Source organism: Algibacter sp., from assembly GCF_049667265.1.
Lineage (GTDB): Bacteria > Bacteroidota > Bacteroidia > Flavobacteriales > Flavobacteriaceae > Algibacter_B.
Genome location: NZ_JBATHX010000118.1, coordinates 1 through 22722 on the forward strand (window position 1 = coordinate 1; position 22722 = coordinate 22722).

Genomic DNA, 22722 nt, shown 5'->3' on the forward strand with positions numbered 1-22722 from the left:
TAATGATGATGGCGGAACAGGGCATCCTCATAGTTTCTTATGGAACGATGGTACATTACCAGCTTATGATAAACTTTTTGAAAGTACATTACTAGAAATAGAAGAAGATGTTGAAACTATTAATATAGTAGGTATTACTGATGCTATTGAAGGTGATACAGATGGTGTTTTTACCGTTAGTTTACCAGATGGTGTCTTAGCTACGGAAGATATTGATGTAACATATACAGTAAGTGGCGATGCATCTGAAGGTGTAGATTATAGTTCGTTATCAGGAACAGTAACGATATCAAATGGATCCAATAGTGCAGATATTACAATTACAGCTTCTGATGATGGTTTGGATGAAGGAAGTGAAACTGTAATAATAGAATTAACTGGAACTACTTTTGGAACCTTAGATGTAACACCTGCAGAAATTTTTATTTCTGATGTAGTTTTACCTTCTGATATAACAGCAGGAGATATTGCAATAGTTGGTTGGAAAGCTGGTTCTGGTACTGGTGAACTTGCATTTTTACTTTTAAAAGATATTGAAGCTACTACCAAAATATCAATTTCTAATAGATCTTGGAAAGGATCTCAAGATGGATGGACTGGAGATTTTAGTATTGATGATGTTTGGACATGGACTCCAGGAGCAGCTTTTAGCATTGGTGATATATTTAAATTAGATTCTGACGGTATTGTTAGAAGAGTTACAGGTGATGCTGCAGTAGTTGCAGGCACAACATCTCATGATTATACAGGAAAAGTCGCTGAAAGTAGTGACGGCGATTTTGATTTTGCAACTGGAGGTGATGGTATATTAATTTATCATGTTGATCCTTTTTCTTTGCCAGAAGATCCTAATTCAAGTGCTTGGATAACGGGTTTAAATACTAATGGAGGCTGGGGAACTGGTGGAGGAAATACATTTTGTCAATTACCTTCTGCTTTAACAAATGGTGAAAATGCTAATGCTGTAGGAACTGATCAAGATAATGGCATCTATGTTGGTCCTTTATCAGGTTCTGTAGCTCAATTAAGAGCTAGTATTAATGATAGTGCAAATTGGACAACATCTGAAACCACCAACTATAATTTATGGAGTTTCAACGAAACTAATGGTGGAACATCAGGTGAAATTGGTTCAGCAGGATCTTTAGGTTTAGAGGATGTTTCAAATTCAGAGTTAAGTATTTTTCCAAACCCAACTTCAGATTATTTTAATCTTAATTTCAATAAGCAGATCAATAATTTGGAAATCGAAATCTTTACCATTACTGGGAAATCAATAAAAAAAATTAAAAAGAAAGGAACTAGTAAACTCCGTCTTGATGTATCTAATTTTTCTCAAGGGATCTATTTTTTAAGAGTTAAAGCTGATGATGCTATATCAATTGAAAAAGTGCTAAAAAATAAATGAAAGAATGAATAAAACTTTGATAAATTCGATAAAGAAAAGCTTTATTGATAAGTTTAAGGGAGACCCCATCATGGTTTTCTCTCCAGGTAGAATTAATATAATTGGAGAACATACTGATTATAATGATGGTTTTGTTTTTCCAGCAGCTGTTAATAAAGGAATTGTTGCCGCTATTGGAAAAAGCAATTCTAATTCTTCCATCGTTTTTGCTGCGGATAAGGAAGAAATCTTAGAATTTACGTTAAATCAAATTAAACCTTTAGCTCAAGGAAGTTGGCAAAACTATGTTCTTGGTGTTGTTTCTGAAATTCAAAATAGAAGTAAAATAATAAGTAATTTCAATATCGTATTTGGAGGCGATATTCCTGGAGGTGCTGGTATGTCCTCTTCAGCAGCTTTGGAAAATAGTGTGGCTTTTGGGCTTAACGAACTCTTTAATTTAGGTTTGTCCAAGCAGGATATGATTTTAATTTCACAAAAGGCAGAACACAATTATGTTGGAGTTAAATGTGGAATTATGGATCAATACGCTAGCATGTTTGGAATAAAAAATAATGCTTTGTTATTAGACTGCAGAACTGTAAAATCCAAACCTTTTGAAATTGATTTTAAAGATAGCGAGCTTATATTAATTAATACCAATGTAAAGCATAGCCTGTCTGATAGCGCCTATAATGATAGACGTTCAGTTTGTGAATCTATTGCAAGTATGCTGAATATAAAGGCGTTAAGAGATGCTACTGAATATGATTTGGAAACTATTAAAGATCAAGTAACACCAGAAAATTATCAAAAAGCATTATACATAATACAAGAAAACCTACGAACTATTAAAGCTTCAAAGTCAATAGAGAATGGTGACTTAAAAACTTTAGGTGAACTCATGTATAGTTCCCATAACGGATTACAAAATCAATACAAAGTAAGCTGTGATGAATTAGATTTTTTAGTAGAACAAGCCAAAATAAACGGCCATGTTTTAGGCGCTAGAATGATGGGCGGCGGATTTGGGGGTTGCACTATAAACTTGGTTGCTAAAAATGAATCGGAAAATTTTAAAGCAAAAGCCGCAAAAGCGTATAAAGCAAAATTTAATAATGATTGTTCAATTTATGACGTTAAGCTATCTGACGGAACACACATTATAAAATAATTAATATTTATATCGAAAAATGACTACTGATTTACAAGATTATTCACATAAACGTTATAATATATTAACAGGAGAATGGGTTTTAGTTTCACCACATCGTGCAAAACGACCATGGCAAGGACAAAATGAGACAGTTTCAAATGAAGTTAGACCTTCACATGACTCAAGTTGTTATTTATGTGCTGGAAACACAAGAATTAATGGTGAAATAAATCCAAAATACGAAGATGTGTTTGTATTTACTAACGATTTTGCTGCATTACAAACAAGCTCGAAAATTTTTAACGTTAATGAAGGTCTGCTTACCGCACAAAGTGAACAAGGTATCTGTAAAGTGATTTGTTTCAGTCCAGACCATTCAAAAAGTCTGGCAGATATGAATGCTAAGGACATTGAAAAAATAGTGTTTGCATGGCAAAAAGAATATAATGAGCTTGCTAAAAACGATTTGATTAATTACGTTCAAATTTTTGAAAACAAAGGGGCTGTTATGGGGTGTAGCAATCCGCATCCTCATGGACAAATTTGGAGTCAAACCAGTTTACCTAACGAAGTTTATAAAAAAGATAAACACCAGTTAGACTACTACAAAAAGCATAAAAGAAGTTTATTAGGTGATTATTTAAAACAAGAATTACATAAAAATGAACGAATTATTTTTGAAAACGAAGCGTTCGTTGTGTTGGTACCTTTTTGGGCAGTATGGCCGTTTGAAACCATGATTGTTCCCAAAGCACATCAATCAAATATTTTAGATTTAAAAGAAAAGGAAACTTTGCTTTTTGCGGAAGCCATTTCTGTAATAACAAAAGCTTATGATACCTTATTTAACACCTCATTTCCATATTCCAGCGGCATACATCAAGCGCCTACAGATGGTAAAGATAACACTCACTGGCATTGGCACATGAGTTTTTATCCACCATTATTAAGAAGTGCCTCGGTTAAGAAATTTATGGTTGGGTATGAAATGTTTGGCTCACCACAAAGGGATATTACTGCGGAAATTGCAACTAGAAAGCTAAAAGAATTACTATGATTTAACATAAAATAAAACTAAAGTTTTCTTTACATCCTTTATTAATGTAGCACTCTTTTTATTTAGTATTTTAGTTGTTGTTTATATTCAAATTCCATGTGACCTCATAAGACTCATTAGGCTTTAAGGTTTGTAGCCCAATTTTATTATTAAAACTATCTGAAACGCCTGTAGTGGGTTCTATCGCTATGTTGTTGGCTTTTGGTGGAGTATATACTTGTAAAAAATTGTTTTCAGCTGAGGAAGTCATTGTTAATTGATACTTTGGTGTTTTAAATGTAACTTCATTCGAGTCTAAAACCCAGCAATCATCTAATTTCTGATCTTTAATATGAAAATCTTTAATAGGTTCAATATCTTTAAAACCGTCAGTTATATTTCGGTTTTTCATCAAAATCTTTTTAGTAGAGTCAAAACATAAAACGCTCTCAAATAAATTTTCGCTTAAAAAATATGGATGCCAACCCAATGTAAAAGGAAACGTTTTTTGCGATGTGTTTTTTGCAGTAACGACTAATGCTACGGTATTATGAGTAAAAATATATTTTAATTGAAGATTGTAAGTGTATGGGAAACCTATAGATACTTTAGTTTCATTATACTCTATAATTACGGTAGCAGAAGAATCAGTTATGTTTTTTTCTATAACTTGAAATGGTTTATTATAAACCAATCCGTGTAGTGCATTGTTTTCTTCTTTTTGATTGGTTTCAAATTGATGTTTTTCACCTTGATATCTGTAAGTACCATCTTTTACCCTATTTGCAAAAGGAAATAAAATAGATGATGCATAAGTTAAATCATAAGTTAAAGGGGTTAAATTTTCAATAATAGTATTTCCATTTAAAGATAGTTCCTGCAAAGTGCCACCATAATTATTATAAATTTTGGCATAAAGCTTGGTTTTTGAATTTTCAACCTCTATAATATTTAGGTCTTGATTGTGTTTTATTTTGTACACGCTATTAATGTTTTAAGTTCCATTTGAGAATATTTGTTTTCAAAATGATTTAGAATTAGTCAATGTTTTAAGTTAAATGAGCTTTAAGTTTTTAGCTAGTTATATTTTTTATAAAAAGGAATAATCGTTTTTAGTTGGTTTTTCGCCAATAAAAATTCTGTCGTAACCCTTATTTTATGGCTTTATTTGTTTTATAAATTTTCAATATAAGTCGAAGAGTAATCTTCGCCTTTTTCCGTAAAATCGGGCTATATTTTTTATTCTTTTTTTATCTAGGTAATTCTTTTATTGTTGACCTAAATTAAAAAATTAGTTGATTTACCATTCCGCTATACTGCCATCATTATTTCTCCATATAGGGTTGCTCCATTTGTGTCCTATTTTTTGTGCTGCTCTTAGTTTGTCCTCATCAATACGAATCCCTAATCCTGGTTCTTTCAAAAGAGAAATATATCCATCTTTTAAGTCGAAAACTTCGGGATTTTCCATGTAATCGAGTAATTCATAACCCTCGTTATAATGAATTCCTAAACTGCTTTCTTGTATAAATGCATTGATACAATTAAAATCAATATGCAATGCTGATGCTAATGATATTGGACCTAAAGGACAATGTGGTGCTAATGCCACATCATAGGCTTCTGCCATGGCAGCAATTCTTCTTACTTCTGATATACCTCCTGCATGACTGAGATCAGGTTGTATAATATCGACCAACCCTTTTTGAAGTACTTCTTTAAAATCCCATCTGGAGTACATACGCTCACCCATAGCAACGGGAATAGAGGTATGGGAGTAGATATGCTTTAATGCATCACTATTTTCACTTAAAACGGGTTCCTCGATAAACATTGGGTAAAAGGGGGCCAATTCATCAATAAGTGGTTTTACCATGCCTTTATGTATCCTACCATGAAAGTCGAGGGCAATATCAAGATTGTCTCCAAATTCCTGACGCAATAGCGCAATATTTTTGACAACACTTTTTATTTTTTTTGCTGAATCAATCCATTCAAAAGCTCCTGTAGCATTCATCTTAACTCCCTTATAACCTAGGTCTACTTTGTCTTGGGCTTGTTGCAAAACTACATCGGGATTATCACCGCCAATCCAACAATACATTTTCATTTTTTGACGGACTGCTCCCCCTAATAGCTCATAAACTGGCACACCAAGTGTTTTTCCCTTAATATCCCAAAGCGCCTGATCTATTCCGGCCAAAGCACTCATTAAAATGGGGCCGCCTCTATAAAAACCTCCTCTGTAAAGGGTCTGCCAAATATCTTCAATATCGTTGGGAGAACGACCTAGCACATATTGGGAAAGTTCATGAACACATGCCTCTACGGTATCAGCTTTTCCTTCTACCACAGGTTCTCCCCAACCAACAACACCATCCTTAGTGGTCATTTTTAGGAAGAACCATCGAGGTGGAACTTTAAAAAGTTCTATTTTTTCAATTATGTCCATAGCTATTTTGTTATTTTTCTATTGATTTAAGATAATTTTCTGAGGTAACTTTTAAATGTTCTCTCATAAAGTTTTCGGCTTTTAGAGTATCTTTATCAATTATTGCACGTGCAATAATTTGATGATAATTGAGCATTTTTTCTTTTTCTTGAGCCATATTTTCTTTTGTAATCTTAGTTTTGGCAAATACATTAAATTTAAATTGAGGCATTAAATTATAAATAGGATTCATTAATAATTTTAGAACAGGATTATCTATACAATCAAGTAAAATTCTATGGAACTGGTTGTCCAATTCCGCTTCCAATGTTTTATCATCCAAAGGACATTTTTGCATATTCTCCAGATTATCTTGTAGCATAGTAATATGTTCCTCTTTTCTAATACTTGCAGATTTGAAGGCAATCATCGGTTCCATCATGGCTCGCGTTTCAATGGCATGTAGCATCAAATCCTGATCTGAAGAAAGGCCAAAAAATAAATTCAACGATTCAGAAGCATTTTTAATACTCATCTCTGATACATATACACCGCTCCCTTTTCTTATATCCACAATGCCCTTGGCATTTAATCCGGTTATTGCTTCTCGAACAACTGTTCTGCTAACGTTAAAAATGGAACAGAGTTCATGCTCTGTTGGTATTTTTTCTGAAGGTTGATATTTTCCTTGTCTGATGGCCTTGGTCAATTCAGCGCCTACATGTACACTAAGTGATTCACGTTTTGCAATAGGGGTGAACATAATTATTTAAGTATTTGTTTGTAATACATCATACAAATATAATTATTATTTAACAATAAATCTGGTTTAAAGTAAAAAGAAGAATATGTCTATAATAAAAATCTTGATATTTTTGAACGAGGAGGCTTAAATTCCGCGTAAACCTTAGTAAAGATTTTGAAACTTCATCTAAGGAATTACTTCAGATATTGTAAGGATAAATGGAGTTTATCTCCATAATTTTATTGTTTTAGTTTTATCATTATTAAAATTTTTAAATGGCTAGCCTTTCGAGATTATCATACAAAAGATAAGTGCTTTTAAATTTTACGACAAACAAAAATGGATTACTAAAAAAATATTGATAAGCATATAAAATATACAATTCCAATAATTGATTTAAAAGTCTATTCTTAGCAATAATTATTTTAATAATGAAAAGGAAACAAATCAGATTCTGTTCTTGACTCTTCCAATAATTGTTTCAACTCTTTTACAATTTCAGGATGACTTTTTGCAATGTTATTAGTTTCAGAAACATCATTGGATAGATTGTAAAGTTCAAAATCACCTTGTTTTTTTGTGTTCATATTATACCAAACACCTTTCCAATCACCCTTTCTAATCGCTTTTCTTCCGCCTCTAATGTTAAATTCCCAATACAAATGGTCGTGTTGTTTTTGACCTTTTTTATTTAACAATGTTGGTAAAAATGAAATTCCATCAATGTTTTCTGGCGTATTGGATTCAGTTAATTCTGTTAATGTTGGCAAGACATCCCAAAATGTTGATACATGATTTGTAACAGTTCCCTCTTTTACTTTATTTGGCCAAACAACTATAAAAGGTGCTCTAATTCCGCCTTCATATAAATCTCTTTTATAACCTTTAAATTCGGCATTGCTATTAAAAAAATCTGGATTCGTTCCTCCTTCTGGAGAGGGTCCATTATCACTTGTAAACATTATTATTGTGTTCTCAGCAAGCCCTAGTTCATTAATTTTATCAATAATTTGACCAACATACGTATCAATTCTTGTAATCATTGATGCATATGTAGCAAGTGGTTTTTCTACTGAAGCATACTCATGAGGTACTATATCTGGACCGTAATCTGAAGTATATTTGTTATCTATAGTATATGGTGTTTCTTTAAATTTTCCGTTGTATACTTTAAAAATAGAATCGTTAGGCGAAATAATTTCTGCATGAGGTAATACCAAAGGTATATAAGCGAAGAAAGGATTGTCCTTATTATCCTCTAAAAATTGAAGTCTATGTTCCTGAATTTTATCTGGAGCATAAGTTGCTTTTTTTGTCCAATCGTTTCCTTCAAGGGAATCTCTTTTTTGATTATGATTTAAATATGGTGGATAATATCTATGTGCTAATTTTTGACAATTATAACCATAGAATTCATCAAACCCTTGATTATTTGGGTCGCCAGTTCCAAACCCAAGTCCCCATTTTCCAAACATTCCTGTTGTATAACCACGTTCTTTTAATATTTCAGCTAAGGTTAGTGTGTTATCTGGAATTGGTACTTGACCTTCTAATCCATTACCTGCCTCTTTATTGCCTCTAATAGGAGTATGTCCTGTATGTTGACCTGTCATTAATGTAGAGCGAGAAGGAGCACATACGGCTGAACCGCTATAATGCTGTGTAAACTTCATGCCTCTTGCTGCTAACTTATCCAGGTTTGGCGTTTGGATTATTTTCTGCCCATAGGCACCTAAATCACCAATTCCCATATCATCTGCTAAAATGTAAATGATATTAGGAGGTGATTGCTTTGTGGATTTAGATTCCTTTTTTTCTTGCGCACATGCAGACAATACTATTGAAAGCAATACAGTTAGAATTATTAACTTAGTCTTCATATTTACAACTTCTTAAAAGATTCTAAACTTATCTAAATTTAACGTCTTTTACGTTTAGACTATAATCTTTCCCTCTTAAAGCTTCAAATTCTTGAACCATTTCAGCAAGTTTATCAGGATTAGATTTGGCTAAATTATTTTGTTGTCCAATATCATTTTTTAAATTATATAGCTGAAACTCCGGGAAACTCCCGACTTCAATACCTACTTTCTCTCTAAAATTAATACCTTTATATGCTGGAATCATTAACCAATCTCCACTTCGTAAAGCAGTTCTAGAAGTTGCTTCTAAAACAAGATTGTCACGTCCTTTGTCACTTTTGCCTAATAATACATCCATTAATTCTTCACTATCCGTAGATGATTCTTCTGTGCCGATTAAATTTGCAATAGAAGCCATTAAATCCATTTGACATACAATCGCATCAGAGGTGCCTGGTTCAATTTTACCTTTCCAATACGTAATAAATGGAACACGAGTTCCAGCTTCAAAAATGCTGTATTTCCCACCTCTTAATAGTCCAGCAGGTTTATGGTTACCTAATTTTTCTACAGCATCATCATAATAGCCATCATTTAAAACAGGACCATTATCACTTGAGAATACAACTAATGTGTTTTCTAATATGCCTTCTTCTTCAAGAGTTTTCATAAACTCTCCTATACACCAATCGGCTTCCAAAATAACATCGCCTCTTGGTCCTAAACCAGATTTACCTGCAAAACGTGGGTGGGGTGTACGAGGCACGTGCGGTTGTTGCATGGCATAATACAAGAAGAATGGTTTATCTTTATGATTTTTTACGTAAGCTTGTGCTCGTTGCAGAAAATTATCTGCCATATCTACATCACTCCATTTTGCTGATTCTCCTCCTTTCATGTAACCAATTCTTGGAATACCATTAACGATACTATTATTATGACCGTGATGCCATTTCATGGTGGTTAATTCTGGATTATCCAATCCTGTTGGTTCTCCTTCAAAATTTTTGCCGTAATCTACAGAAATGGGGTCGTTTTTATCTAAATCAGCTACAAAACCATTTTCAATATAAACCGTTGGAACACGGTCTTGCGTTGCTGCCAAAATATAAGATTCTTCGAATCCAACTTCATTTGGTCCAGGTGTTATTCTTTCATTCCAATCTACAATTCCAGTTCCTAAACCTAAATGCCATTTACCAACAATAGCAGTTTGATAGCCTTGTTTTTTAAGCATTTTGGGTAGTGTTTGCTGCTCTGTGCTTATTAACAAAGGAGCCGTTCCTGGTAATATTTTTGCATCTTTATTGCGCCAAGGATACATACCTGTAAGTAGTGCATAACGACTTGGTGTGCAAGTTGCAGAAGATGCATAGCCATTAGTAAATTTAATTCCACCAGATGCCAAAGCATCAATATTTGGCGTTTGTAATTCTGTTGCTCCATAAGAACTTAAATCACCGTAACCCAAATCATCAAGATATATAACTATAATGTTTGGATTCTTTGATGTGTTTTTAGCCTGTGCAGTTTCTTCTTTTTGTTTGTCTTTACAGCTTACACCAAGAGATAGTATAGCGATTAGTACAATGAAATTTTTTAAATTTTTCATATTATTTTTTGGATGGTAAAAAGAATAATTTTCCCTTCTTTTTTTAATAGAAGGGAAAATTTGTTTAAAAAAACGTTTTGAATTCTTTCTTATTTGTAAATATTTAATTTTTAATCAATACTGCTATTGTTATCGGTTTCACTAAGTGGAATTGGTAAATAATCACGTAATTCACTATAATTCTCCGCAGCAGCTTTGAACTCATTTTCTCCATCTTTATAAAGCTCTTTTCCAGTCATTGTACGTGTTAATAAACTGTTATTTCTTACTTTAGTGGCACCTGATGCATTACTTGTATAAGTATATTTATCAAGATAGTATTTAATTCCATTCAATTCTGCAAATCTAGCTTTTGCATTCCCCCATCTTCTTAAATCTATATTTCGAGTAGATACGCCTTGAATATTTAATTCTAGTGGTCTTTCAACATGTCTTAAATGATTTCTCAACGTATTTTCATCAGTATATGGTAAGCTAGTAGATGGCTCATTAGCTATATAAGTTTTACCCGCATCAACTACAGGCCCTAATAAAGCCAATCCCCAACGCTCACGAATGGTATTAATATCAGCCAAAGCTTCAGTAACCTTTCCAGTTTCTATATAGCATTCAGCTCTCATCAAGTAAATATCTGCCAAACGGTTCATAATTACATTTTTTCCCGATTTCCAAGTTGTTCCACCAACATTTTTTTCATGATCTGTTATATCGTGATTTATATGTTGTTTGAAAAATGAAATTTTATTATTGTTGAAACTTTCTCTAATTGCCGCTGTTGGAGATAGATAATACTCCGTATGCTCGTCATTTACAAGAGCAATCATTGAAGAAGCTCTTAAGGATATATTATCTGTTACCCTATCGTTTCCGTTATAGCCAACTACTTTATTTCTAGCGTCTAACGGATCTAAACTTTCTGTTGAATACGCTTCCGTTAACCAAGCTGCAGGAACATAATGTTCTGGACCTCCACCACCTCTTCCGTTTGGCGCCGAATAGCGTGCATGTCTATGGTTAAAACTTTCTTCGTACCATTGAGATTCTTCAATTTTTTGTGCAACAGAATAATTAATCTCAAAAATTGATTCAGAATTAAATTCTCCAGATGAAGTATACATGAGTTTCACATCCTCACCTGTTAAAAGGGCATATCCATATTCAGAATTATTAATGATGTCATTAAAATATACTAGGGCTGGTCCATATTCTTTCTCATATAAATGACTTGTCCCCAAAATAGTGGCTGCAACGCCTTTGTCTACTCTTGACTTCTCATCAAATTGATAAGGAAGGTTATCATAAGCATATTTTAAATCGTCTCTAAAAAATGTAATGACATCTGCTGAAGTTGACGTTGGTTTAGAAATTTCTGAAGGGCTCCCAGGAACTTTGTCTCGTATAATTATCTCTCCATTGTTGTATAAAGCATGTAAATAAAAATGACTTATGCCTCTTAAAAGTCTAGCTTGTCCCATTTGTTCTGTCCATTGGTCACTATTTTTCAGGGTCTCGTCCATCCGCTCTAATCCTGCTATAAGCTGATTTGCTCTAAAAATAACTTGATACAAGGCATTCCATTGTCTATGAATATTAAAACTACCCGAGTTATAGGTATGGGTGTAAAAAGGAACGGTTCTTGCGTTAGGGTTTGGATTATCTGGTCGAAGTGCAGAAAGAATTCCTAAATCAGACCGAATAGCCTCCTGCTCAACGTTTAAAATAAACGTGTCTAACATACCCCCATAAACTCCTGTTAAACTGGCATCTGATTGGTCAAAGTCTGACCAATACGTATCCGTAGAAGCTTCATTTGGATTTGCTTGATCCAAATAGTCGTCACATGATTGTAAAAAACTTGTAATTGCAATCAAAACAATTAATTTTTTGCTAAATTTTTTCATCTTGTTTTTTTTTTTTATTAAAATCCAATATTAACTCCTAAACTGTATATTGCAGCAGATGGGTATCTTGATGTATCAAGTCCTCTTCTAGTTACATTTCCACCTATTTCTGGATCGTAACCCTCATAATCAGTAATTGTAATAGGGTTTTGAGCAGAAAGGTATAATCTAAACTTATATATGTCTAATTTTTCTAGAACATCCTTAGGTAATGAATAGCCTAAAGTTAATAATTTTAACCTTAAATAATCGCCATTCTCTAACCAATAATCCGTATTACCGTTGTGATTAAAATCGCCTTTCGCTCCACTCCAATTAGGAATGTTAGACGTAGGGTTGTCTTCTGTCCAAATATTATTCAAATCTGGATGACGTCCTGCAATATAACTAACAGCTTTGTTTCCATTCATGATTTCTGCGCCTACACTTGCGTACCAATTCATGGCTAAGTCGAAATTCTTATAATTCCAATTCATGTTGAAACCAATTTCAAAATCTGGTAAGCCGCTTCCTTTGTAAACTTTATCAGCTGTATCTATATCTCCGTCATTATCAGTATCAACATACATTAAATCACCTTTTTTAGCATTTTCTCTTCCTTCAAGTAATTGATATGCTGCTAATTGCTCATCTGTTTGAACCACACCATTGGTCTCATAAATAAAGAAGGCGCCTGCTTCGTAACCTTTGGCAAATTGAGTTATTAGTGAATTTTGATTATCTCCTGCAACCAATTGAGAATCACCATTAAGAATAAAAGAAATATCATTGTAAATACTTGTAATTTCATTTGTATTTTTAGAAAAAGTAGCGTTTAGTTTTAAGTTGCTTTTTCCTATTTTTTGATTATACTTTGCCGCTATTTCAATTCCTGAATTAGTCATGTTTCCAACATTCAAAACTACATTCCTGTGATCGGTAATATCAAAAGGGGCATTTCCAGTTTGATCAAAAGCTCCTGAGGAAGCCGGTAGCGTAATTGGAAACAACATGTCTTCTTTTTTCGTCTTATAATAATCTGCTGATAAAACGAACTTGTTTTTCAAGAAAGCCAAATCAATACCTACATTAATTGATTTAGAAGTTTCCCATTTTGCTACTTCATTTGCATAGTCTCTAACAGCTGTTCCATTATTAAAAGTACCATCAGTATCTGAAAATATATAATCTGCCGCTTGACCTATTGTACTACTAAAAACATAGTCTGAAATAGCATCATTTCCTACCTCACCATAACTAGCTCTCAATTTAAAATTATTAACTACATGTTTTAAAGGTTTCCAGAAATTCTCATCAGATACGTTCCACGCAGCCGAAGTTGAAGGGAAAAACCCCCAACGGTTATTAAGTCCAAATTTTGAAGAACCATCGTAACGCCCTAAAACAGAGAATAAGTATTTTCCTTTATAGTTATACTGAAACCTTCCTAAGGTACCCACTCGTGTTGTTTTATAACCAGCTAAACTATTTGTAATTGGGTTGATAGTAGCTGTATTTAATACGGTAATATCATTATTTGAAACGCCTTGTTTTTCGCCAAAAAAGCCTTCGAATGTATCTTCTTCAAGAGAAAGCGCACCTAAGAGGCTAACTGTATGTCCTCCTATTTTCTTTTTATAGTTTAGACTAACATCCCAACTAAGTTTTGATAGCCTCTGAGCTTCACTATTCACAAAACTTTTGGTTGGATCGGTCTCAACATCATCAAAGTCATCTGGATTAACAAGTGTATATGCAGGTGTAAATTGTTTTTGGTTTTGATTAGTTATCGCAACCCCTAAACGTGTATTAGCCGTAAAATTTTGACCCAAATTACGCGAAATGCTTAAACTTCCGTTTAAAATCTCACGACGAGATAAGTTTTCTCTTTTAATTGCTTGAGCCAAATTATTTAACGGTGTTGTTACGGGGCCGTCGTCAGTAGCAAATATGGCATCTGCATCTGGATCAATTAATGGGAAATATGGTGCATATCGACTAGCAGTTGCAAGTAATCCAGCACTAGTTCTGGCTCTTTTTTCAACGGTTAAAGCAATACTTGTGTTTATCTTCCAATTATCTGTTGTGTAAGTTGTAGAAGTTCTAGCATTGTACTTTTTTAAATAAGAGTTTATCAACGAACCTTCCGTATCTAAGAAACCACCAACAAAATTGTAAGTCAAATTTTTTGAGCCACCAGAAACATTTAAAATATGGTTAGTTGTTGAAGCATTGTCATTTAATACATATTGACTAAAATCATTGTCGTTATCATACCATGTTGGGTTATTATCCAAGATCCCAATATGGTTTGCAAGACCTAACGACTGTTTAAGTCTCTCAAATGTAATTTGCTCACTTGCATTCATTAAGGGCGCATTTTCATTTAGACTTTGAATACCATTCGAATACGTAAGGTCTACCTTCATAGTGCCTTCTGAACCCTTTTTAGTAGTCACCAAAATAACTCCGGCGGCCCCTCTTGAACCATAAACGGCTGTAGATGCTGCATCTTTTAAAACATCAAAAGTTTCAATTTCATTAGCGTTTAGACCGGGGTTTCCAACTTGAGGAATACCGTCAACAACCCATAAAGGCTCATTGGCTCCACCTGTTAAAGACGTAATTCCTCTTATAAGAATGCTTGATTGTTCACCTGGTTCTCCTGAACCAGAGGTTACAGTAATCCCTGCAATTTGACCTTGTAACGCAGATGCAACATCTGCAGTAACAAACTGTTCAATATCCTTTGCTTTTACTTGAGCTACGGCACCTGTTAGTTCTTTTTTCTTTTGAGTACCATACCCAATTACAACAACTTCATCAAGACCTTCAACATCTTCTTCCATTGTTACATTGTGCACCGCCTTATTAACTATGATAGTTTGATCTAACATACCTAAATAATTAAACTGAAGTTTGTCACCAGTTTTTGCACTTATAGAATAATTCCCATCAAAATCTGTAATTGCGCCTATACTGGTACCCACTTTTAAAACAGCTACACCTGGAATTGGTAGGCCATCTCCGCCAACAACAACCCCTGTTACTGTATTGCTTTGGGCTTGTATGGTTATGGAAGTACTAAGTACAACAAAAAGCAACATAAGCAAATGTCTGCTTAGTGACTTTTTTCTTTTTTTTGTTTTAGTTGATTTCATTAGTTTAAAATTTAGTTAATAATTGTTTTATAGTTTATTTAGTTATAATTGATGTTTTACTTTCAAGGGCTTTTCTTTAGATATGCTATTTAAAACTTAGTTTGTTTGTTGATTCATCTGTTTCTATTATAGTTTGCGCATCACCTGAATACGTATTGTTATTAAAATGAATGTTTTTTGAGTAATTTATCTTAATAGCAGGATTATCAGGATGTAATTTTGGGAATGTTCCAGAATTAGTTATGGTATTTCCTGTAATCTTTAAGCCATCAGTATTTGATATTTGAAGAATTAGATTATCAAACTGGTTGAATGTATTATTAGAAATCTCTATATTTTTGAATGCCATGTTTTCATTTTCGTCGTCCGTTACAAAACGAATTACACCTCTATTATGTCCACCATACTGGCAATCTCTAAATTCATTATTTCGAATAATTACATTAGCTGCATTTCCAGACTCAAACCAATAACCACTTTCAACAGGTACTAGAATAGCTTCCATTTCTGTATTAAAAACATTGTTTTCTATGACTGTATTTAACGGGTTCGAAATCAATAAACCTCTTGCTCTATTACTACCTATATTGCAATTTTGAACCAATAAATCTGGATACCCATCTAAATTTTCAATTAAATCGCCTTTCTTCAGATCTGCAGGCAATTTTTCATTAAATGTGATGATTTGATATCTATTGTTTAAATATTCAGTTTTTTTAATAGTTCCTTTACTGTAAGGGAAGAATGAACTACTTAATCTTACAAAACCAATATTATCATTTTCATATCCTATAACAAACCCAAGTTGTTGATGATGCATCATACGCACACCAATTCTATAATCCCCTAAAACATCAACAATTTTTTGGTATGTACCATGTACATTCGTGGCATCGTCTAATTGATTGTTAAACGTGCAATTTTTTAATACTACTTTCCCTCTGCACCCTACAAAATGAGTAGCATCGGCAGTAGTTGAAATCATACGCCCATGTGATGGTGTTATATTAAAATTATCTAAAATTAAATCGGCTGAATTTTCGGCAATTATGCCCATACCACCAGCATGGTGTACATTTATATTAGTAGCATTAAATCCATTGGTATGGGTGACTCTAAACGCGGGCGATACTCTGTTAAATCCTTGTTCTCCTTTCATGGTTAAAATCATTCCCACAGGAGGCATTTTCTTTTTATGATTATGAACACGAACTAATCCTGGTTTTAATTGTTCTATAACTAACCTGTTTTCTGTTCCTATATCTTTAAACTCAGGTGCACGATCATCATGCTCATATTTATAATTAATTTTATCGAGGTTGTTTTTTGTAGAATTACGCCCAATTGTAGATATACCTGTATAAGCTTGGGTATTATAAGTTACGGCCTTTCTTATTGGATCGAATAATATGGATTGCCCTAAGCTGTGTTCGTAATACTCTTTAATAAAAAAGATTTGATTGTTGCGAATTTCATAAGGATACTCATCTGATATTTGCATATCAAAGGTTTTGTTCTTTTCATCATTTGCTACAATTAATCCTTCACTATGAAACGGTTCATTCCAATCGATTGATAAATTTTTCACAGTTATGTTTTCACTTTCATTAATAAGAAACGGAATTATTATGCCATGAAAAATAAAGGTAGAACCTTGCCCGTCAATGATTAAATCCTTCATATTAAAAATAGGGAAGGGGGTTTTAACCATTAAATCACCATGATTTGATATATAACAGTATTTTTCAAATCCTTTATCTGGATAAAAGTGATAAGTTCCTTTTTCGAATTTAATTTCTGAAATTGGATTTCCCTCTGCCATAAGAAGTCTTGCTACAACTACTGGAGTTGCATCTTTTGCGATTTCAGTATTAAACAAAACTTCCTCTCCATTACTACTTGGATTATTACAACTTGAAACAGACAAAGCCGTTACAAACAATAAAAATGTAAAAAGTCTTTTTAGGATGTTATTGCTTTTAAGAATTATATCCATTGAATTTTATTCGTTATTGTACAGTATAAAATTGAAATTATTTTAGTTTTAATGTGTACATACTAGTAAATAATATGTCCTTAACAGTAAATTAACACTTGGTAGTGGTGTTAAAATAATAGGCTAACTATTATATGGCTTTACTTACCATTATTTTTAGGCTTAATGAATATCTAATTTCAAATGTCCTTTTAAGTGAGATGAAGTTGAATTTATAATAGCCAAACCTTTAGTATTACCAATTTTAATTAAAGCTGTTGCTATTCCTGCTTCAGCTTCTATATTACCAACATTCATAACTTTAATATCACCATCTATTTTAAGTTGAATCTCATCTGAAAAATCTGGAACAATAGTTCCATTTTTATCAACGGCTGCAATATATACGAAAAGTAAATCGTTAACTCCAGATTGAGGAACAACACTACTTTCGTCAGCCCACATTTTTAAACTTACTGATTCTTCTGGTGTCTTTACAAAATCTTCAGATACTTGTTTTCCATTAATGTAACCAACCGCTCTTAGCGTTCCTGTATTAAATGATTCCATATTAAAAGTAAATGGTGGATGTTTTAAATTTGTAGATATTTTATTTTGGTCAGGCTTTTGTTTAGAAATTAATTCGTCATTTAGATACAAAGCAACTTCATCGCAATTTCCGAAAATATGGATGTCTAAAGGTGAGTCTTCATTCCAATAAGTCGCAATTTTCAACACATTTTCTTCATCGGTATCACGTTGACTTTTATAGAAATAATATCCAAATTTTGGGATACGAAAAATATCCATGATACCTGAAAATTCAATATCAGGATGATAACCGCGATTGTAATCGTACATAACCCAATAACTATCTGAATATGCCATGGTGTTCATGTTGTCGTTATGAGATTCTTGCAAGTTTATGGCTTGTTGCAATAAACGAGCTTCTCCATATTCTCGTCTTTGTCGGCTACTCGTTTCGTAACGCTTAGTTTTTGAAAGTTTATCTTGGTTTAAACCAGCATTATTTGAATAATATTCCCAATCGCCATATTCAGAAACCGAATACGGTTTGTCTTTTAACTCGTGAGGGTGCAAAAGTCTGTGTTGTCGTGCTTGAAAGTAAATATCATAAACATCGTCCATCCATCCACAAGAATATACATTTTCACCAGGATATTGCTCATGCACTATTTTATCTAATTCTTCCATAAAGAATACAGGCATTTTTGTTTCATTTAGTGAAACTTCCCATGCCAAAACAGAAGCATGATTTCTGTCTCTGTAGATTAATTCCTTTGCGGATTTATAGATTTGTTCTCTAAACTGATCGCTATCTAAATAATATTGCCATCCCAAAACAGCATCTACAACCACCAATCCTAGTTCATCACATGCATCCATAAATGCTGGTGATTGAGGGTAATGAGATAATCTGATATAGTTAAATCCGGCTTCCTTTATTTTTTTTGCATCTCTATATTGTGCATTATCTGAAAGCGCATATCCAACAAATGGATATTCTTGATGGCGATTTACACCACGTAAGAAGGTTTTCTCTCCGTTGATGTATAATTGATTGTCATCGTCAAAAGTGAATTCTCTAATCCCGAATCTTTCGGAATTCGTGTCTACAACTTTTTCGCCTACATAAACAGTTGTTTCTAATTTATATAGATTAGGATGCTTTGGAGACCATAATTGAGCATCATATATGGATATATTTTCTTTAAATTCTAAATCTTTTCCAGCTTCAATTGATACAACTTCAGTAGATTGTTCTTTAACTAATTCTTCATTGTAAAAAATGGAGTGTACAATTTTAACTGCTTGTGCATCTTTTTCGTCATTAACAACATGCGTTTTTACTTGTACATGCGATTCTTTTTCAGATACTTTTGGAGTTGTGATAAAAACACCTCCTCCTGCAACTTTATTGGCTAAAACAGGATGCGAAATATGCACCTTATTTTTTACTTTTAACCATGCGTTTCTGTATAAACCACCATAGGTGTTAAAGTCTAAAATCTTTAATGGTTTTGGCCCTGTAATAGGGTTGTCGTTATTATTTAAACGAATAGCAATGGTGTTATAACCAGATTTTATATATTTTGAAATATCGGAAACTACAGGTAAATAACCACCAATATGTGTATTGACTTCCATACCATTAACCCATATTTTAGAATGGTTCATAGCAGCTTCCAATTCCAAAATCATTTTTTTGTCTAAATTTTCAGAAGAAACTGTAAAATTCTTTCTGTACCAGCAGATACCTTGCCATTGATTATTTACTACTAAAGGTTCAAGATTTGCTGTATGTGGTAAACTTACAGGCGTCCAATTGGCATCATTAAAATCTGCTGTATGATAATTATCTTCTGAACCGTTGGTAGCTTCAAGTAATTTGAATTTCCAATCTTGGTTTATATTTATATCTCCAACACTTCCTTCTTTACAAGATTGAAAACTGAAACATATAATTAAAGTTAATCCTATTATGGTTTTAAAGTTCATATTTATTTCTTTTTAGATTTTTTATACTCGTCTGTCATTTTTTTAAAGCCAATTTCTACACCTTCTTGCATTTGCTTATATTGCTCAGGTTTTTCTGCTTTTACATATTGAAGAACATCAACAGCTCCTGCGTGTGTTGGGTTATAGATATTACTAACGGGTTTCATAGTGTCATCAAAAACAATAGTTATGTTTCGCATCTCTGTTAATTTTGAGGCATAATCAGGATTGTTAGCGAGGTTATTTAACTCTTGAGGATCTATCTTTAAATTATACAATTCTTCTTTTGGTTTAGAATCTGCAAAGAAGAATTTCTGTGCATCATTCAATTTTCCTTCTTCGTTTAATGTTCTCATAACATGAACGGCTGGTCTGTAAAATTCTAAATAGGCTTGATGCGCATCAAATGGAATTTTTGGTTTATCATTTCTAATGTATTTCCATTCTCGTGAAGTAATGGCTCTAGATTTTTCTTCAATTTCATCCCATAAATCGCGTGCAGCATAAACATAATCTCGGTTAAAATCTTCATTGAAAATGGGTTTTCCTGTCATGTAATCTGGAATTTCCACATTGGCGAAATCTAAAATAGAAGCAGTAATATCTGTAGCACTAACAACCTCTTTTCTAATTTGTCCGCCTTTAAGGTTTTCTGGATAATAAATTATAAATGGGATTCTTAACCCTGGATCATGTAGGTAACCTTTACCACGAATATTGCAACGACCATTGTCTCCAATAAATATTACAATGGTATTGTCGGCCATTTTTTTGTCTTCTAATTCTTTGAATATCATGCCAACTTCGTTATCTAAATACTCCACTTGATCGAGGTATTTTGCCCAATCTAATCGAATTGTAGGATGGTCTGCATAATGCTCTGGTAATACTACATCGTCTGGGTTTACAGGGTGTTTAGACTGCTCTCGAACATCATTCCACCAATCACCACGATGTGATGCGGCCAACTGAATTTGAGCAAAAAATGGTTCGTCTCCTTTTTCAAACGTATCATATTTATCGAATAGGCCAAATTTGGTTTTCCCATCCCATTCTCCTATAGGCTCATGTTTAAAATTAACATCAATTTTTCGTCCTTTTTTCATGACACCATGATGTCCTAAAATGGTTGTATAACCTGCATCTCGAAGTAACGAAGTAAATGGTTTGAATTGTACGTCTAAAGGTACATCTCGATTACTTCGATGATTATGAGTATTTGTTTTTACTTGATGTGTACCAATCATCATTGCAGAACGACTTGGTGAACAAATTGGGTTTGTTACAAAAGCATTATCAAAACGAATGCCTCCTTCTGCCATTTTATTAAGATGAGGTGTTTTGACTGCTGGCATTCCGTAGCATTCTAAATCTAAGCTCATATCTTCTGCCATTATCCAAATGATATTTGGCTTTTCTATTGCAATCTCCTTTTCTTGTGATTTACAGCTAGATAAACTAGCTAACAGAATTATTAAAAATAGTCTTGTCATAATTGTTACTCTTTAAATACACCACCAGAATATGGGTAATGTTCAATTTTTACACTTTCTGTTTTCAAGATTATGTTCATTTCATCCACTATTTCAGGGTATTGAAAAGATAAATCTGTTATTTCGTAAATGTCTTTTTCTAAATCGTATAATTCTGTTTTATAAGAATTTGCATTCCTTACTGCTTTCCATTTACCTTTACGCGCAGCTTGTTTAAACCCTTTAACCGATTTCCCTTCCTGAATTTCCCAGTACAAATGGTCATGTTTTTTCTGCTCTTTGTTTAGTAATTCTGGTAAGAATGAAATACCATCTATGTTATCTGGTGCTTTTGCTCCAGTAATTTCAGCAATAGTTGGCATAATATCAATAAATCCTGAAGGATGATTTGTTACTTGTCCTGCTTTTATTTTTCCTTTCCAATAAACAATCATTGGTTCTCTAATTCCTCCTTCATATAAATCACGTTTATAACCCTTTAATCCAGCTGAAGATTTAAAAAACTCATGACTATGTTTTAAATGTTTTTTAAAACGATGAGAACCTGTCCAAGGGCCATTGTCACTAGTAAATATTACAATTGTATTGTCCAATTCTCCGCGTTGCTCTAGGGTATTAAAAAGTCGCTCAATTTGTTCGTCCAGCATTGTAACTCGAGATGCATATAACCTGTCATATTCAGGGAAACCTTTGTCTTTATATAAGTCGTTTTTACGCACTTCATATTCGTTTGCATGAGGTGTTCTATAGGACATATACAAAAAGAATGGTTTATCGTCTTCTTTCTCTTCTAGAAATTGTAGTGCAAAATTGGTTCTAAACTCATCTAAGCACTTGTATTTATCATATTCGTAAAGTATTGAATCTTGATTGTTGTTTACCCAATGTATGCGTTCATCTATTTCAATACCTTTTATATTTTTCCCCCATTGTTCTTGTACTGCATAATCAAAACCCCTTCCTTTTGCCCAAGTAGACAAGTCATTTGGAACACCAAGGTGCCATTTGCCAATCATTGCAGATTGATAACCTGCGCTTTTAAGCATTTCTGGAATTATAGTTTCAGATTTTCTCAATGGAACTCTATCGGATTTATTTCCAAATTGACCTTTGTTACCACGAATACTTACATGACCTGTATGTAAACCAGTCATTAAAACAGCTCTTGAAGGTGAACACACAGCTGTTCCAGCATAAAAATCTGTGAATCTCATCCCTTTAGAAGCTAAATCGTCTAAAAAAGGTGTTTTTATTATTTCCTGCCCATAAACGCCTAACTCTCCATAACCCATATCATCTGCTAATAACAAAATGATGTTTGGTTTTTTTGTTTGGGTAGTTTGATTAGCTTGCGCCTTAGTTTCAGATTCTTTTTTATCCGTTCTACATGAGTTTAAAACTAAAACTCCAAAAATGAATAAACTTAAAAGTTTTAATAATTTCATTAAATGCTTTTTTAATTTA

The 22722-nt window shown here is 33.2% G+C and carries 14 protein-coding genes; 3 read left to right on the forward strand and 11 right to left on the reverse strand.

Annotated features, from left to right (window positions below):
• The 3 genes from WBN21_RS04145 to WBN21_RS04155 form a co-directional block, all read left to right on the forward strand.
• Positions 1 to 1408, forward strand: a 1408-nt coding sequence (locus WBN21_RS04145) for a T9SS type A sorting domain-containing protein (protein WP_424198029.1), incomplete at its 5' end; no start/stop codon positions are given.
• A gap of 4 nt (positions 1409 to 1412) precedes the next feature.
• Positions 1413 to 2561 carry a galactokinase gene (gene galK, locus WBN21_RS04150; protein ID WP_424198030.1) on the forward strand — a complete coding sequence of 383 codons (1149 nt, stop codon included), beginning with the start codon at positions 1413 to 1415 and terminating at the stop codon, positions 2559 to 2561.
• 19 nt (positions 2562 to 2580) lie between these two features.
• Complete coding sequence (locus WBN21_RS04155; RefSeq protein WP_424198031.1) at positions 2581 to 3600, forward strand: UDP-glucose--hexose-1-phosphate uridylyltransferase; 1020 nt, start codon at positions 2581 to 2583, stop codon at positions 3598 to 3600.
• A gap of 70 nt (positions 3601 to 3670) precedes the next feature.
• Here WBN21_RS04155 and WBN21_RS04160 read toward each other — a convergent pair whose 3' ends face one another.
• The 11 genes from WBN21_RS04160 to WBN21_RS04210 all read right to left on the reverse strand — a co-directional run bounded on the left by WBN21_RS04160 (position 3671) and on the right by WBN21_RS04210 (position 22703).
• Positions 3671 to 4561: an aldose 1-epimerase gene (locus WBN21_RS04160; RefSeq protein ID WP_424198032.1), complete on the reverse strand. Its 891-nt coding sequence runs from the start codon at positions 4559 to 4561 to the stop codon at positions 3671 to 3673.
• 318 nt (positions 4562 to 4879) lie between these two features.
• The gene (dgoD, locus tag WBN21_RS04165) at positions 4880 to 6031 is read right to left on the reverse strand and encodes a galactonate dehydratase (RefSeq protein ID WP_424198033.1); all 1152 of its coding nucleotides are present in this window, start codon (positions 6029 to 6031) and stop codon (positions 4880 to 4882) included.
• Positions 6032 to 6041: 10 nt separating this feature from the next.
• Positions 6042 to 6773: a FadR/GntR family transcriptional regulator gene (locus tag WBN21_RS04170; RefSeq protein ID WP_424198034.1), complete on the reverse strand. Its 732-nt coding sequence runs from the start codon at positions 6771 to 6773 to the stop codon at positions 6042 to 6044.
• A 407-nt stretch (positions 6774 to 7180) separates the two neighbouring features.
• A complete protein-coding gene (locus WBN21_RS04175; RefSeq protein ID WP_424198035.1) occupies positions 7181 to 8635 on the reverse strand; it encodes an arylsulfatase in 1455 nt (484 codons plus the stop codon).
• Positions 8636 to 8663: 28 nt separating this feature from the next.
• Positions 8664 to 10229: a sulfatase family protein gene (locus WBN21_RS04180; RefSeq protein WP_424198036.1), complete on the reverse strand. Its 1566-nt coding sequence runs from the start codon at positions 10227 to 10229 to the stop codon at positions 8664 to 8666.
• A 110-nt stretch (positions 10230 to 10339) separates the two neighbouring features.
• Positions 10340 to 12130, reverse strand: coding sequence for a RagB/SusD family nutrient uptake outer membrane protein (locus WBN21_RS04185; protein WP_424198037.1), 1791 nt, complete (start codon positions 12128 to 12130; stop codon positions 10340 to 10342).
• Between the two features lie 17 nt (positions 12131 to 12147).
• Positions 12148 to 15270 carry a SusC/RagA family TonB-linked outer membrane protein gene (locus tag WBN21_RS04190; protein ID WP_424198038.1) on the reverse strand — a complete coding sequence of 1041 codons (3123 nt, stop codon included), beginning with the start codon at positions 15268 to 15270 and terminating at the stop codon, positions 12148 to 12150.
• Positions 15271 to 15355: 85 nt separating this feature from the next.
• Complete coding sequence (locus WBN21_RS04195; RefSeq protein ID WP_424198039.1) at positions 15356 to 17266, reverse strand: right-handed parallel beta-helix repeat-containing protein; 1911 nt, start codon at positions 17264 to 17266, stop codon at positions 15356 to 15358.
• Between the two features lie 162 nt (positions 17267 to 17428).
• Entirely contained in the window at positions 17429 to 19765 is a 2337-nt protein-coding gene (locus WBN21_RS04200; protein ID WP_424198040.1) for a glycoside hydrolase family 2 TIM barrel-domain containing protein, read from the reverse strand.
• Between the two features lie 2 nt (positions 19766 to 19767).
• Positions 19768 to 21258, reverse strand: a complete 1491-nt coding sequence (locus WBN21_RS04205) for a sulfatase family protein (RefSeq protein ID WP_424198041.1) — start codon at positions 21256 to 21258, stop codon at positions 19768 to 19770.
• Positions 21259 to 21263: 5 nt separating this feature from the next.
• Positions 21264 to 22703 carry a sulfatase-like hydrolase/transferase gene (locus WBN21_RS04210; protein ID WP_424198042.1) on the reverse strand — a complete coding sequence of 480 codons (1440 nt, stop codon included), beginning with the start codon at positions 22701 to 22703 and terminating at the stop codon, positions 21264 to 21266.
• Between the last annotated feature and the right edge of the window lie 19 nt (positions 22704 to 22722).